15 protein-coding genes and 2 pseudogenes are annotated in these 14,451 nt (G+C 51.2%); 10 read left to right on the plus strand and 7 right to left on the minus strand.

What is annotated here, in order from left to right; translation table 11 throughout:
* Positions 1–98: 98 nt before the first annotated feature.
* From Q9J32_RS00790 to Q9J32_RS00805, 4 genes and pseudogenes are all read left to right on the plus strand, one after another.
* Positions 99–452, plus strand: a complete 354-nt coding sequence (locus tag Q9J32_RS00790; protein ID WP_107818640.1) for a phage GP46 family protein — start codon at positions 99–101, stop codon at positions 450–452.
* Entirely contained in the window at positions 449–1,504 is a 1,056-nt protein-coding gene (locus Q9J32_RS00795) for a baseplate J/gp47 family protein (RefSeq protein WP_301884668.1), read from the plus strand. The genes Q9J32_RS00790 and Q9J32_RS00795 overlap by 4 nt, the downstream gene beginning before the upstream one ends.
* Positions 1,501–2,064 carry a YmfQ family protein gene (locus tag Q9J32_RS00800; RefSeq protein WP_301884670.1) on the plus strand — a complete coding sequence of 188 codons (564 nt, stop codon included), beginning with the start codon at positions 1,501–1,503 and terminating at the stop codon, positions 2,062–2,064. Before Q9J32_RS00795 ends, Q9J32_RS00800 begins: the two co-directional genes overlap by 4 nt.
* A gap of 10 nt (positions 2,065–2,074) precedes the next feature.
* Positions 2,075–3,955 (plus strand): annotated as a pseudogene (locus tag Q9J32_RS00805) (pyocin knob domain-containing protein); the annotation flags it as partial.
* A 484-nt stretch (positions 3,956–4,439) separates the two neighbouring features.
* Here the strand turns inward: Q9J32_RS00805 and Q9J32_RS00810 are convergent.
* Positions 4,440–4,742, minus strand: a complete 303-nt coding sequence (locus Q9J32_RS00810) for a BrnA antitoxin family protein (RefSeq protein WP_301670016.1) — start codon at positions 4,740–4,742, stop codon at positions 4,440–4,442.
* Positions 4,714–4,845, minus strand: a complete 132-nt coding sequence (locus tag Q9J32_RS00815; RefSeq protein WP_308446884.1) for a BrnT family toxin — start codon at positions 4,843–4,845, stop codon at positions 4,714–4,716. Before Q9J32_RS00815 ends, Q9J32_RS00810 begins: the two co-directional genes overlap by 29 nt.
* A gap of 234 nt (positions 4,846–5,079) precedes the next feature.
* Here Q9J32_RS00815 and Q9J32_RS00820 point away from each other — a divergent pair, with 234 nt between their 5' ends.
* The 5 genes from Q9J32_RS00820 to Q9J32_RS00840 all read left to right on the plus strand — a co-directional run bounded on the left by Q9J32_RS00820 (position 5,080) and on the right by Q9J32_RS00840 (position 7,796).
* Complete coding sequence (locus tag Q9J32_RS00820) at positions 5,080–5,682, plus strand: phage tail protein (protein ID WP_301884674.1); 603 nt, start codon at positions 5,080–5,082, stop codon at positions 5,680–5,682.
* Entirely contained in the window at positions 5,679–5,855 is a 177-nt protein-coding gene (locus Q9J32_RS00825; RefSeq protein WP_301884675.1) for a hypothetical protein, read from the plus strand. The genes Q9J32_RS00820 and Q9J32_RS00825 overlap by 4 nt, the downstream gene beginning before the upstream one ends.
* A gap of 138 nt (positions 5,856–5,993) precedes the next feature.
* The gene (locus tag Q9J32_RS00830; RefSeq protein ID WP_101106650.1) at positions 5,994–6,107 is read left to right on the plus strand and encodes a zinc finger domain-containing protein; all 114 of its coding nucleotides are present in this window, start codon (positions 5,994–5,996) and stop codon (positions 6,105–6,107) included.
* 93 nt (positions 6,108–6,200) lie between these two features.
* Entirely contained in the window at positions 6,201–6,974 is a 774-nt protein-coding gene (locus Q9J32_RS00835) for a DNA adenine methylase (protein WP_301884682.1), read from the plus strand.
* A gap of 474 nt (positions 6,975–7,448) precedes the next feature.
* Positions 7,449–7,796 (plus strand): hypothetical protein, encoded by a 348-nt coding sequence (locus Q9J32_RS00840; protein WP_301884684.1) that lies wholly within the window; start codon positions 7,449–7,451, stop codon positions 7,794–7,796.
* A gap of 134 nt (positions 7,797–7,930) precedes the next feature.
* Here the strand turns inward: Q9J32_RS00840 and Q9J32_RS00845 are convergent.
* A pseudogene (locus Q9J32_RS00845) lies at positions 7,931–8,108 on the minus strand (REP-associated tyrosine transposase); the annotation flags it as partial.
* A gap of 59 nt (positions 8,109–8,167) precedes the next feature.
* Here Q9J32_RS00845 and Q9J32_RS00850 point away from each other — a divergent pair.
* On the plus strand, positions 8,168–8,632 hold the full coding sequence (locus tag Q9J32_RS00850) for a hypothetical protein (RefSeq protein WP_019272420.1): 465 nt from the start codon (positions 8,168–8,170) through the stop codon (positions 8,630–8,632).
* Between the two features lie 317 nt (positions 8,633–8,949).
* Here Q9J32_RS00850 and Q9J32_RS00855 read toward each other — a convergent pair whose 3' ends face one another.
* The 4 genes from Q9J32_RS00855 to Q9J32_RS00870 are packed head-to-tail and all read right to left on the minus strand — an operon-like array spanning position 8,950 to position 14,373.
* Positions 8,950–9,834, minus strand: a complete 885-nt coding sequence (locus Q9J32_RS00855; RefSeq protein ID WP_301884689.1) for an AbiTii domain-containing protein — start codon at positions 9,832–9,834, stop codon at positions 8,950–8,952.
* A gap of 35 nt (positions 9,835–9,869) precedes the next feature.
* Positions 9,870–11,969 carry an excinuclease ABC subunit UvrB gene (gene uvrB, locus Q9J32_RS00860; protein WP_304666353.1) on the minus strand — a complete coding sequence of 700 codons (2,100 nt, stop codon included), beginning with the start codon at positions 11,967–11,969 and terminating at the stop codon, positions 9,870–9,872.
* Between the two features lie 37 nt (positions 11,970–12,006).
* Positions 12,007–12,828: a YwqG family protein gene (locus Q9J32_RS00865; protein WP_304666359.1), complete on the minus strand. Its 822-nt coding sequence runs from the start codon at positions 12,826–12,828 to the stop codon at positions 12,007–12,009.
* A 60-nt stretch (positions 12,829–12,888) separates the two neighbouring features.
* Positions 12,889–14,373, minus strand: coding sequence for a S41 family peptidase (locus tag Q9J32_RS00870; RefSeq protein ID WP_304666354.1), 1,485 nt, complete (start codon positions 14,371–14,373; stop codon positions 12,889–12,891).
* Positions 14,374–14,451 lie beyond the last annotated feature (78 nt).

Here is a 14,451-nt window from a genome sequence, read left to right on the forward strand (position 1 = left end):
GTCGTCTAAGAATCCTTATTGGGTTTTTAGGCGGCTTTCTATATTTGTCTGACATCAATTCACTCAAAGAAGGGGCGTTCATATCCGAAAATTCTGGTATGGACGCTTTACTTAATCCCGCCACCGGCGACTACTTATTAAACCAATCCGCTCAAGGTATCGAAAACGAAGTCTATGTGCGGCTGGTTACCCCGCTGGGCAGCTACTGGGCAGAGCCCGCGCTGGGCAGCCGCCTGCACGAATTGCGCCGCATGAAAGACCTGCCGCGCATGGCGGTGCTGGCCAAGCAGTATGCCGAGCAGGCCTTGCAACCTATTTTGGATACCCGCCGTGCCCGCCGCATCAATGTGGCCGCCTCTTTGGCACGGCGCGGCTGGCTGCGGCTGGATATTGCGGCGGTGGATGCAAGCGGCCGGAGTTTGAATTTAATCCACGAGGTGCGGCTGGCATGAAAACCAAAAACTTTGAGCAACTGCGCAGCGACTACCTGCGCGATTTGAGCAACCAACAGCCTGCCGCCCACACCCACCCCGGCAGCGACAATTACGCCCGCGCCACCGCTTTGGCCGCACTGGCCGAGGGGCAATACCAGCATCAAGAGTGGATTTTGCGGCAGGTATTTGCCGATACGGCGGACACCGCCTATTTGGAGCGCCATTGCGCCATGTACCGCATTTGGCGCAAAGCGGCTGCCGCAGCGGCGGGCAGCATCCGCATCAGCGGCGCGCCCAATACCGTTCTGCCTGCCGGGCTGGTGGCCCAAGTGGGCGACATTGCCTATCAAACCGGTGCACCGGGTCAAACCGACGGTAGCGGTCAGGTATTGATTGCCTGCCACTGCCTGAGCGCTGGTGCCACCGGTAATCAGCCGGACAACACCCCGGCCAAGCTGCAAAGCCCGCCTGCCGGCATTGAGGCAGATGCCGTGCTTACCAGCATGGTGGGCGGCACCGATATCGAGAGCGATGCCGCGCTGTTAGACAGGCTGCTGTCGCGTTTACGCCAACCACCCGCCGGCGGCAATGCCTACGACTATTACCGCTGGGCAATGGACGTACCGGGGGTAGAGGCGGCATTTGTGTATCCGCTGCGTCGCGGTTTGGGCACGGTGGATGTGGCCATCCTTACCGCTTCCGGTTTACCCTCTCCCGATGTGGTGCGGGCCGTGCAGCAGTATATCGACGAACGCCGCCCGGTTACCGCCAAAAACGTGCAGGTGGTGGCGCCGCAACGCGTGCCGCTCAATGTATCTGTGCGCGTATCGCTGGCCGACGGCTACACCCTGCCTGCGGTCAAGGAGGCTGCCGAGCGCGCCTTGTCAGCCTATTTCGCGACCATCAAGCCGGGCGACACCGTCTATAAAAGCCATATCGAAGCACTGATTAGCGATACCCCGGGCGTGCGCGACCGCGTGCTCGACAGTCCGTCCGCCAACCAAAACGCCGCCATCACCCCGCACATCCAATGGCTCGCCTTGGGCACGTTTGAGATGACCCTGTTATGACTTACGCTGATTTACTCCCACTCTACTATCCGCCCGTCAGCTACGACGTACGTGCCACCCGGCAGGCCGCCGAGCGGCAGGCGGAAGCCGCCATATTCGACGGCGTGCAAACGCAGTCGGCACAGGTGCAGGCTGCCGCCTACGCCCCCACTGCCGGCGGCGACATCACGCGCTGGGAGCAGCTGCTCGGCATCAATCCGCCGCAGCCCGACAACTACGCCCGCCGTGTAGCCGATGTGTTGGCTAAACTCAATGAGACCGGCGGCCTGAGCATCCCGTATTTCATCCGGCTGGCTGCCGCAGCCGGCTACACCATCACCATCAGCGAGCCGCAGCCCTTCCGCGCCGGTGTAAACCGCGCCGGCGACCGTCTCGCCCGCGAAGACATTATGTGGGTGTGGTGGGTGGACGTGTCCGCCCAATCACAAACCGTGTGGTGCTTCCGCGCCGGCTCCGGCACCGCCGGCAGCCGCTTGAGCCAATACAGCGACGCCGTGATCGAGAGCCTGTTCAATCGCCTCAAGCCCGCCCACACCGCTATCCGATTTACCTACCGCTAAAGGACGATTTATGCACCCCATCGAAACCCCCGATAAGACCTTCCACGACGGCGACGGCGTGTCCGAATTGGGCACCATCCTGCCCGCGTGGTGGCTCAACCAAGTGCAATCAGAGCTGCTGGCCGTGCTGACTGCGGCCGGTATCCAGCCGGATAAGTCGCAGCCTAATCAATTACTGGCAGCACTGAATAGGCTGGCTGTAGTTACCACCGCCAACCAAGAAATCGGCGGCCAAAAAACCTTTGCCGCCGAGACACAATTCCAAAGCGGCATCCACCTGTCCGCCAACCCGACGCACTGGAACGGCGGCTACAAAGCCTACATCGGCGCGGATAACGACAACGCCCACATCGTCTTCGGCGACGACACCCTGCGCCTGCACGGCGCGCAAAACCGCATCTCCTACAACAACCACGACATCTTCCACAAAGCCAACAAACCGCGTTTTGCCGAAGACATCGAAGGCAAGCCGAACACCCTGTCCGGCTACGGTATCCGCGACTTTCAAGTCAAAGAATACCGGGGCGACCTCAACGCCCTCAAAACAGACGGCATCTACGCCGTCCGCGAAGCCTCGCTGTCCCAAAACCTGCCCGTGTCCGGCCTCTCCTGCCACGTCCAAGTCATCGCCGGCACAAACCCCGGCTGGTGCCGCCAACTGGCTTACAACGCCTACACCTCCGACACCTACGAACGCCACCAGACAAGCGGCACGGACGACACATGGAGCGCGTGGAAAAAACTCAATTCGGACGGCATCCCCGTCGGCGCGATCGTGTCCTTTCCTAAAGCCGTACAAAACCCCGCCGGCTATCTCAAAGCCGACGGCACGGCCTTTGAACAAAACACCTTCCCCGATTTGTACCGCGCACTGGGCAACAGCAACCGCCTGCCCGATTTAAGCCGTACCGACATCGGCATGACCGCGTGGTTTCCGTCCGACCGAATCCCGACCGGCTGGCTGGCGTTCGACGAAATCGCCGACCGTGTAACCGAATCGGCGTATCCCGAACTTTACCGCCTGCTGGCCGAAAAATACGGCAGCATTGCCAACGTCCCCAAAGCCGCCGACCGCTTCATCCGCAACGCGGGCAACGGCTTGGCGGTCGGACAGGTGCAGGAAGACGCAATCCGCAACATTACCGGCAAAATCGACAGCGGCAACCGAAGCACCGAGCAACTCTTCGACACCGCCATCCCCGAGGGCGCGTTCGGCATCGACACCGCCCGCAAAAACTGGACATACGACGCAGGCGACGGCGGCAACGACCGCCCGTCCGCCATCACATTCGACGCATCCCGCGTCGTCCCCACCGCCGACGAAAACCGCCCCAAAGCACTGGTTTTAAAACTGTGCATCAAAGCCGCCGACACCTTGGGCGAAGCCGTGTTCTGGATAAAGTCCCACGGCGAAACCGTCAACGCCGGCGCACTGGACGCTGGCACGCTGGCGCAGGGTTTGCAGGAAAAAGCCGACCGCGCCCACACCCACACCCCCCGCCCAAATCCAAGGGCTGGACGAAAAAATCAGCACCGCCGTTGCCGCGCAATTCACACGCCAAACCATCGGCGGCGTGGATATTGTCAGATTCCCCGACGGCACAATGATACAGACCGGCAGTTACAGGTTTACAAGAAGCGGCGGCGCCATAGAAAACGAAGTCGTCTTCCCCATCGCCTTTGCCGACGGCAACGTCCGCTGCTTCGTGTCCGAACGCCATTCCGCCAGCGCCAACGGCGAAAGGCAATACAACTGGCTGTTTATCCGCGCAAAAAACCACGCCGCCGCCATTATCACCAACTGGTACGAAGGCAGTTGCGATTGGATGGCCATCGGCAAAGCCGCCTCGGGAAACGCCGCCAGCTCCCCCTCGACAGTCCCCGGAATCGATGAAGAAACGCTAAGGGGAATTAATGAAGACGCGCTAAATGAAATCAGAAGACTCGCCGCCAGCGGCTTCCGATAACGCCGCCGCCGACCCGCAATGCCGTCTGAAACCCCGCCGCCGCCATTCCCGACCCCTTCCGTCATTCCCGCGCAGGCGGGAATCCAGACCCCCGACGCGGCAGGAATCTGTCGGAAACGGCTGAAACCACCCCCGTCATTCCCGCAAAAGCGGGAATCTAGAAACCCCCGACGCGGCAGGAATCTGTCGGAAATGACCGAAACCCCGAGATTCTAGATTCCCGCCTGCGCGGGAATGACGAAGCTTCAGACGGCACCGGATGCTTTGGCGGGCTTCAGACGGCATTGCCCGACCCCTTCAGAGTGCGAAGCCTGCCCGCAGGGTACGGCATCGGCAAAAAAAACCGCACGGCTGAAACCGCGCGGGAAAGGACAGTCGGGCGCGCCCGATAAGCAGCGGCCGTCCCCGTTATTTCAATTGGGCGACATATTGGCGCAAAACCTCGTTGATGCGCGTCTGCCAGCCCTTGCCGCCGTCGCGGAATTTTTCGACCACATCGGCGGACAGGCGTATGGTAACGAGTTGTTTCGGGGTTTTGCCTGTGTTTCGTTTTTGCATTACGCCCTTTTCTTCCAATTGTTTTTGATGGGAAAAAAGCACCTGTGCCAAGTCTTCGGGCAGGGTTTCGGCAATGGGGCGGGCAAGCGCAAAATCTTCAGCGGCAAGTTCCCGCACTTCGCCGTCAGCGTTTATTAAGGATTGACGTTGCATATTTTTTAACCTCTCTTTTATTCGCTTTGCGAAAACTGATGACACGGATACCGTCTTTTATCGGCGTAAAACAGACAATGTGCAGGCGTTGCGTATCGCCCAGATAAGCAGCGGCAACATAACGCGGTTCGGGGTAATCTCAAAGCGGACATCGGGCACAATAGCGGCCGTTGTCCAGCGTATTTGCCCGACTAATTCAAAGGGCAAATTCCGCTCTTCGATATTGCGTTGATTTTTTTCGGAGTCAAATTCAATCTTCATTGCAGCTTACAGCGTATTTTGTCGTTACATTATAAGCGGCAAAAAATCAAAATGTAAATACAGAAAAGGAAAACCAATGACCATTTACTACAAAGACCGCGCCTTTTACGACGCGGACACCCCCGAACAAGCACCCGAGGGCGCGCGCCCCATTACGCCCGAACAACACGCCGCGCTGCTCGCCGCCCTCAATTCCGGCTGCATCGTGTCCGACGATCTGGCCGTTTCCCCACCGCGCCCGTCCGATTACCACGAATGGGACGGAAGCGACTGGGTGCTGACACCTACCGCCAAAAAGAAAATGCTGCAACAGGCGAAGTCTGAAAAACTGGCCGAAGTCAACCGCGCCGCGCAATCCTATATCGACCGTGCGGCTGGCTTGGATAAAGTGCCGGAATTTGAGGTGGCAACTTGGACAACGCAGGCATTTGAGGCGAAAGCATGGCATGCCGACCCCAATGCTGCCACGCCGACGCTTGACGCCATTGCCGCTTCTCGAGGCGTGCCGCCCGATGCTTTAAGGCAAAAAGCTTATGAAAAAACACTCAAATTCGAACTTTTGACCGCGCATGTTGCAAGCTTGAGGCAGGCGGCGGAAGACAAAATCAACGCCGCGGCCAATCTTGATGAATTGGCTGATATATCGCTCGTCATCGACCTGAAAGCTGAGGCTGAATGAACCCCTACCAATTTTGCCAAAAAAAAATCGACGAATGGACGGAAATCAGCCGCCGTGCCTCGGAAACCGGCGATATTGCCCTGTTTGAGCGGGCGGAAAAAGAAATCGCCAATTATCAAATGATCCAGAAACGCTATGCAACTGATGGAAATAACCGCAATAAAGGAGGATAAAAAATATTAAAGTGGGACGGCGACGTACCGGTGCGGGAACACCGGTACACCAGCCAAGCAGGGTAAGCTGCATTGACTTCAAGGCCGCCTTAGTCTCTAGAGACTTGGGCATTCTATCCAAAATTGGAGTGAGTGCAAATGCAAAACTACCGCGAACTGCGCTGCAAATATTGCGGCAGGCTGCTTGCAAAAGGCAGCGGCAGCGTACAAATAAAATGTATGCGCTGCAAAAATATCAATACCTTCAACTAATTAAAAATCATCAGAATGCTACAGAGCATCAAAACATCATGATTCATTATATTGATAAGAGTACCAAGAGTACCCGTTATATAGGAGTAACTCATGGACTATACCAAACCACAACCTATCGTCCCTTGGATGAGCGGTAAACGCCGACTGGCAAAACACCTGTTCCCGATGTTCCCCGAACATTCCTGTTATGTCGAACTGTTTGCAGGTGGGGCGGCACTCTTTTTCCTTCGTCCGAAACCTGCCAAAGTAGAGGTACTCAACGACATCGACGGACAGCTTGTTAACCTCTACCGCGTCGTTCAGCATCATTTTGATGAGTTTGTCAGACAGTTCGAGTGGACGCTTACGAGCCGTGAAGTCTTCTCCCGACTGCAAAGCACACCACCGGATTGCATGACCGACATCCAACGTGCCGCACGGTTCTTCTACCTACAGCACAATGCCTTCGGCGGCAAAACCGTCCAACAGTATTTCGGTACCGCAACCACATCTAAAGCATGGGACGCCTCTCAAATCAAAGCAAAACTGACCGCTGCCAAAACCAGACTGAACGGTGTATTCGTTGAAAACGAACCGTGGGAACGGTGCTTTAAACGCTACGACCGCGAACATACCTTCTTCTATGCCGACCCACCGTATTGGCAAACAGCAGGCTATGACCGTTCTTTTGATTGGATGCAATACGAATTATTGGCGAAATCGATGGCTGAGAGCAAAGGCAAAGTAATGCTGTCCATTAACGACCATCCCGATATTAGAGAGTTGTTCAAAGATTTCCGAACCACCCGCCTTGAGCTTATCTATTCCGTTGGTCGGGAAAAAACGCAAAAAACCAGCGGCGAACTAGTTATCTGCAACTGGTAAAACAAAAGCGATGGTTATCGTCGCTTTTATAAAAGTGCAAGGGAGTTGCAAATAATGCAATAAATTGCCAAAGTTTTTTCTCAGAAAATGCCGAGATTTTTCTCGGTGCGCTTCACCGTTTAACAGACCATTAAGTGGGGATAATTTGCGCAAAAGCTGATACAATTTCCTACGCTTCGGTGGTGCAAAAGCTGCCGTAAATTTGTGCAAAAGCTGCCGTCGCCTTACAGATGTTTCGATACAAGGTTTAAAACAATGGTTTGAACGGCAAAAACGCGTGTGTACCGCACTCATCCTTGTAGGTTTTAACCTGCACATTGGTTTTAAGTTTGTGCTGCTCGCAGATAGTGGCACGCGTTTGGCGGAGATGCGGGCTACCGCTTGCTAATTATTCATCGTTACCAAAAGAAGACTTAGGTGTACATTCAGGCATAGTTAACAAAACAACTAAACCTCTATTTACTGGAAAATAAAATGACTTATTTAAAAATAATAATAACCAGTATAGTTTTATACATTTTATTATTGCAAATTAATCTTAAAATGTTAGAAAAAAGGATTGATTTCTTAGTAGAAAATATAGATGAATATTACCAGCAATATGGAACTTACCCAAATAATTTTGATTTTATATCAACTAAAACTAATTTTACTACTGAATCATATTGTGATTTTTGGGATAAAAATATTGCAGGATATGGTAATTGTTACTTCGTAAAGAATGATAAAAACTATACTATTTTAGTCATGGGTTTCTCATCGAAAATACTGTTTTCATCTCACAATAAAATAAAAGAATTCAATTCAAATAAATATGATTAAATACAACAAGCAAGCCGTAGCCCGCATGAAATCTTTAGTTTTCCGTAGGTCGGATTCTCGAATCCGACATTACTTTAATCGTATTCAATAGAAAAGTCCGCATTGCCGCCACCCCAATTATGCGGATAAATACCCTATTTGACATAACGGTGAAACGTAGAAAACCAGCAATCGGAATTTGCCCTACATAGCCATGTCTGACCGGATTGAAATACAGATAATCAAAATGGCAGGCAAAATTGGTCTCATCGCGGATAGTATGTTCCCCAAAGCGTTTTGCCAAAGCCTGAGATTGCCACCGATTAAATATTGGTAAAAAAGGAAAGCCTACAAGTTTAAAATTTAAATTTCCAGCTAAATAAGGTTTTACTATGAATAAAGAAACAGCAGAAGAAATACAATGCGGATTTGAATATTTGGCCTTCGATGATCTTACTCCGATATCTTTTGCACCACTAGGGCGCGAACCGCAAACATGGCAATGGCAATTTGCAGTTGAATTTATATATCGACTATTAGTATGTGAATTGGCTATTTTATGGCCTTTTACATTTGATAAAAAACAAGAGATATTCATGTTTTGCCAAGAATTTGCAAAACAAAATCCTTTTGGTATGGAAAATAATGAATTATGGTATTCTGGGGAAATTACATTAACAAAAAAAGGTTTGGATTTAGTTAAATTTTATATTCCCGAACTATTCGAATGCGAAGATTTGCCATTTGAGCTTAATCATTCGTTCATTCTAGCGCTAGAATCTATTTTTTCAGATTATGAAGTTCCATGGGAGGAAAATAATCCATTAATACCTATAAAAATATTAGATAATAAATAAATTACGTAGGTAGGCTCAAAATTTCTTCAGAGACGATTAAGAAGCAAGCTATAGCCCGTATGAAATCTAAACTCAACAAGTAAGCCGTAGCCCGCATAAAATCTTTAGTTTTCCGTAGGTCGTACTCTCGAATCCGACATTTTGGGCATTGCTGCAATGGATTGCAATGACAGGAACGTTAAAGATTTTGTCGGATACAAGTATCTAACCTACGCTTGCTGTGTTGGTTGGGTGGTAGGGGGTAAGCCGCAGGCAGGCACGCGGTTTTGGGCGGTTGGGGACGACGTGTGTGGTGGAGCCGCACATATTGCATTTGCTTACATTAAGCCATAATATTTTGAAATCGCATTAGTTAATATTCCTGCAATAGTACCTACTGAAACATCAATTGCACCGGTAGAAGCCTTTGTAATAATATTGCCAATCCATGCACTTACTTTTGAGCCGAATTTTTTATCTGTGGGCTGACCATCTTCTATCAGTGCATTTCGTAAATCTTCTAATTCGGCAGATGGAATCCCGTTTTTTGCTAAAAAGTTAGCCAGTTCATTGAAATTTTCTTTTTCAATATGAATACCGTCTTGAATATTTTGCTGAACATTACCGCCAAAAATATCCCCAATAAACCCTTGCATATTCTGAATATTGAATTGGTTTGACATTGCTTTCTCCTGTTCTGATTTTGTAAATTGGATACCGTCTCCTAAAATGCCTTCCTCTTCCAGTCGTAATGCCCAATCTAAAATTAGTTGTCTTACTTTTGATTGAATATTCATTAAGTTAATTGGATGAATAATTATTTTAGGTTCAAGTGGAAATGGAGTATCTTGTAAATTCATTAAAAACTGTTTTTCTTTACTAGATAGAATTCGTATAAAATTATTATTTTTTGTTTTTAGTAAGTTTCTTATTTCGCTAATTGATGAGGTATATTCAACTCTTGTTACTCGTTCTCTCAATTCATCAGGAAGCATAAATGGAACATCGCCACGATAAGGGTTAAAAGCTTTTAACTCTCCATAAAATATTCTATATTTTGGTAAATTTTTTGATGAATAACCTTGTAATTCATTATTACACCATTCAGTTAATTCATTAATTTTTAATTTTCTTGCAACCATTAATGTTTTAATCACTAACTCTTCTACATCACTATTTGGATTGGCAGCTAGGCTTTGGAGTTCTAAAATAATAGAAGTCATTTAATTAATCTCCATGTTAAATAAAAATAATAAAATTATTCCGCCCCAAACAACAAACTCTCTTTAATATTCCGAATCCTATCCCTCAATACCGCCGCCTCTTCAAACTGCAAATCCCTAGCTGCCTGCTGCATGGCTTTTTCCAGTTTGGCGATTTCTTTAATCGCGTCTTCTTCGTTGTGGATTTCGCCGACTTTAACTTTGTTTTTGCCTTTCAGACGGCCTTTTCCGCCGTCTTCTTCGTGGTACACGCCGTCGATGATGTCTTTGACCTGTTTTTTAATCTGCTGCGGCACAATGCCGTGTTCTTCGTTGAATTTCATCTGTTTTTCGCGTCGGCGTTCGGTTTCGTCGATGGCGGCTTTCATGGAGTCGGTGATTTTGTCGGCGTACAGGATGGCGACGCCGTTCACGTTGCGCGCGGCGCGGCCTATGGTTTGAATCAGGCTGCGGTGGGAGCGCAGGAAGCCTTCTTTGTCGGCGTCGAGGATGGCGACGAGGGAGACTTCGGGGATGTCCAAGCCTTCACGCAAGAGGTTGATGCCGACCAGCACGTCAAACAGACCGAGCCGTAAATCTCTAATGATTTCAACGCGTTCTACGGTGTCGATGTCGCTGTGCAGATAACGCACTTTAATGCCGAGTTCGCTGTAATAGTCGGTGAGTTGCTCCGCCATGCGTTTGGTGAGGGTGGTAACGAGTACGCGTTCGCCTTTTTGGATGCGGTCGTTGATTTCGCTCATTAAGTCATCGACTTGGGTGGCGACGGGGCGGATGATGATTTGGGGATCGACCAGCCCCGTGGGGCGGACGACTTGTTCGACGACTTGTCCGGCGTGTTCTTCTTCGTATTTGGCGGGGGTGGCGGAAACGAAGATGGTTTGCGGCATGACTTTTTCAAATTCGTGGAATTTGAGCGGGCGGTTGTCGCGGGCGGAAGGCAGGCGGAAGCCGTAGTCTACGAGGTTTTGCTTGCGCGATGCGTCGCCTTTGTACATGCCGCCGATTTGGGTAACGGTAACGTGGCTTTCGTCGATGAACATGATGGCGTTGTCGGGCAGGTAGTCCATCAGCGTGGGCGGCGGTTCGCCTTCTTTTTTGCCGGAGAAGTGGCGGGAGTAGTTTTCAATGCCTTTGCAGAAGCCCATTTCGTAGAGCATTTCGAGGTCGAAACGGGTGCGTTGTTCGATGCGTTGTTGCTCAACAGGGCGTTGTTCGCGAGCGAAAAATTCGATACGTTCGCGCAATTCTTCTTTGATGGACTCGCAGGCGCGCAAGACGGTGTCGCGCGGGGTAACGTAGTGGCTGGACGGGAAGACGGTGTAGCGGCCGACGCGTTGGATAAGGCTGCCTGAAAGCGGGTCAAACATATCGAGGCGGTCGATTTCGTCGTCAAACAGGCTGATGCGCAAGGCGTTTTCGGAGCTTTCGGCGGGGTACACGTCAATCACGTCGCCGCGCACGCGGAAGCTGCCGCGTTTGAAATCCAAATCGCCGCGTTCGTACTGCATGGAAACGAGCGTGGCGATGATGTCGCGCTGCTCGATGGTGTCGCCTTCTTTGACGGACAACACCATTTGCTGATACTCGGTCGGGTCGCCGATACCGTAAATGGCGGACACGGTGGCGACGATAATCACGTCGTCGCGCGTCATCAGGTTTTTGGTGGCGGAAAGGCGCATCTGCTCGATGTGTTCGTTGATCGCGCTGTCTTTTTCAATGAACAAATCTCGGCTGGGCACATAGGCTTCGGGCTGGTAATAGTCGTAGTAGGACACGAAATATTCCACCGCGTTTTCGGGGAAAAACTCGCGCATTTCGGCGTAGAGCTGGGCGGCAAGGGTTTTGTTATGCGCCATGATGATGGCGGGTCGGCCGCTTTGGGCGATGACGTTCGCCATGGTGTAGGTTTTGCCCGAACCGGTTACGCCGAGCAGGGTTTGATAGGCAAGGCCGTCTGAAAGCCCTTCGAGCAGGCCGGCAATGGCGGTGGGCTGGTCGCCTGCGGGCGGGAATGGCTGGTGGAGTTTGAAGGGGGAATCGGGGTATCGGATAACTTCCATAATCTTGCCTGTGATGCGTTTGCGGACAAAGCGTGTAGTAGGGATGGGGAAGAAACGCCTTTCAGACGGCATGGAATAAAAGACATTCCCGACCGTATGCCGTCTGAACTCAACCGCAATCCCAAGTGAATGCCGTTTTGGAAAAATCGCGTTTTTCCAAATCTTCGGGCGCGATAAAGAAATTGCCGATGCCCATATCGCCCCACATGATGTCTATTCCTTCGTTCTCGTCATATTCGCTTTCCAATTGGAACAGCAGTTCGTAGCCTTCCAAACTGCCGCCGCGCGGATCGTATTGGGTAAAGCAGGGATAACCGCCAATACAGTGTCCCGCCTGATTGGAAGCTTCCCGATAGTTCTCGTAAAGCCGCCAATCGTTGTTACCCGTATCCGTAACCCTTTCGAGAATCAGCTTGCGCATTTCCGGAAAAGTCCGATCGAAACGGTAATCGTCGAAAGACAGATATTGCATCTCCGGTTCGGAAAAAACCATGCGGAATTCTTCCTCTGCACCAAACGGCAGACCGACTCCGAAATCCCCGAAATCGGAATATGCCGGAAGATCCGAACACAAACCTTCCTGCCGCACTTCGCGATGGTACAAAACACGGAATCCCTTTTGGGCACGCAAGTCGTCGAAATCCATGCCCGACAAATCGTCGTAACCGTCGACAAAGAACTGGACGATGCCTTCGGTCGGATAGTCCGGCAGATGCGGCATTTGGGCAAAGTTGATTTGCGCCAACAGGGAAAGCGGTTGTCCTTGGTCGTTTTGGGGATATTCCATACCCTCCAGCAGATAAGGTCTGCCGCCGACCTTGCTGTCCCACAGTTCTACTGTCTCTTTCTTCAAAGAAAAACGCACGACGGGTTTTGCCGTGGCTGCAATTTTCTCTGCAAACGGTTCAAATTCCGGTAAAAAATCAGTCATAACCTGTCCTTTCAAACATAATATGCCGTCTGAAATCCTTTCAGACGGCATCGTCAAAACCTACTTCTTATCTTTTTTATCTTTCTTATCCTTATTTGAAACCGGCTTTTTCGCCGCCAGCCCCAAAGACTTCTGCCACTGCTCGGGCGACTTGACCAAATCCAAAGCCTTGCGCAACTGCTCATCTTTGGCAGGGTTGGGAATCCGCCTTGAAGACAAATCTTCATCCTTTTTCTTTTTGCCTTTTTCTTTTGCAGCGGGTTTATCCGCATTTTCTTCAACCGGCACGGCAAGGGTTTCGCTGTTCACATCCTCGCCACCCAAGGGATTGCCGATGTGTCCGACCAAATCCGCCTCACGGCTTTCAAAAGTGCGTTCCTTATCCTTCACCTCGACATCGGGAACAATCCCCTGCGCCTGAATGGAACGGTCGTTCGGCGTGTAATACAGGGCGGTCGTCAACTTGACCGCACTGCCGTTGGACAAGGGAATCAAAGTCTGAACCGAACCTTTGCCGAAGCTCTGCGTACCGACAATCACCGCGCGTTTGTGGTCCTGCAATGCACCTGCAACAATTTCCGAGGCGGAAGCCGAACCCGAATTGACCAACACCGTCATCGGAACGGTTTTCAACTCGACAGGAATGCCCGCCAAAGGATCGCCGCCCATACCGTACATATAATCTTCGGGAACGGCTTTCAGTACCATGCCGTCTTTGCCGTCGCGTCCCTTGGTGCTGACGACGACCGACTCGGACGGCAGAAATGCCGCCGACACGCCGACCGCGCCGGTCAAAAGCCCTCCGGGGTCGTCGCGCAAATCCAACACCAGCCCCTTGAGCGGTCTGCCTTTGTTTTCCTTTACCAGCTCTTTTGCGGCGGTATTGACGCTTTCGACCGTCTTCTCTTGGAACTGGGAGACGCGGATATAGCCGTAATCCGGCTCGAGCAAATAATGGCGGACGCTTTTCACTTTAATGATGGCGCGCGTCAGGTTGACGACTATCGGCTTGTCGGCATTTTTACGCGACAGCGTCAAAGTAATCTTCGTACCCGGCTTACCCCTCATTTTTTTAACCGCTTCGCTGACCGTCATCCCGCGCGTCGAAACATTATCGATTTTCACAATGAAATCGCCGCTTTTCACCCCCGCCCGTTCCGCAGGCGTGTCCTCAATCGGCGAAACCACTTTGACAAAACCGTCTTCCTGCCCGATTTCCATCCCCAAGCCGCCAAATTCGCCGCTGGTCGATTCCTTCATTTCCGCATAACCTTTTTTATCCATATATTCGGAATGCGGATCCAAACCGGCCACCATACCCTTCATCGCACCTTCAAACAAATCGGCATCGGGTTTGTCCTGATAATAGTTTGCCTTGATTTGACCGTAAACCTCCGCCATTGTGCGGATGGATTGCACCGGCAGGACTTCGTTATCCCGCCTGTCCTTCTCGGCGGCAAAACCCTGCACCGCCAGACTGACGGCAACGCCGCTGATTGCGCCCAGGGTATAAAGTGCGATTTTCTTGAAAACAGGTTTCGACATTCTTCTTTAACTTTCTCTCTTGATTTTCCGAAAACGGAAACGCAGCCATTGAAAACGTATTGAAAACGGCAGGATTTG

Origin of the sequence: Neisseria uirgultaei (genome assembly GCF_962719845.1) — a bacterium.
Classification (GTDB): domain Bacteria; phylum Pseudomonadota; class Gammaproteobacteria; order Burkholderiales; family Neisseriaceae; genus Neisseria; species Neisseria bergeri.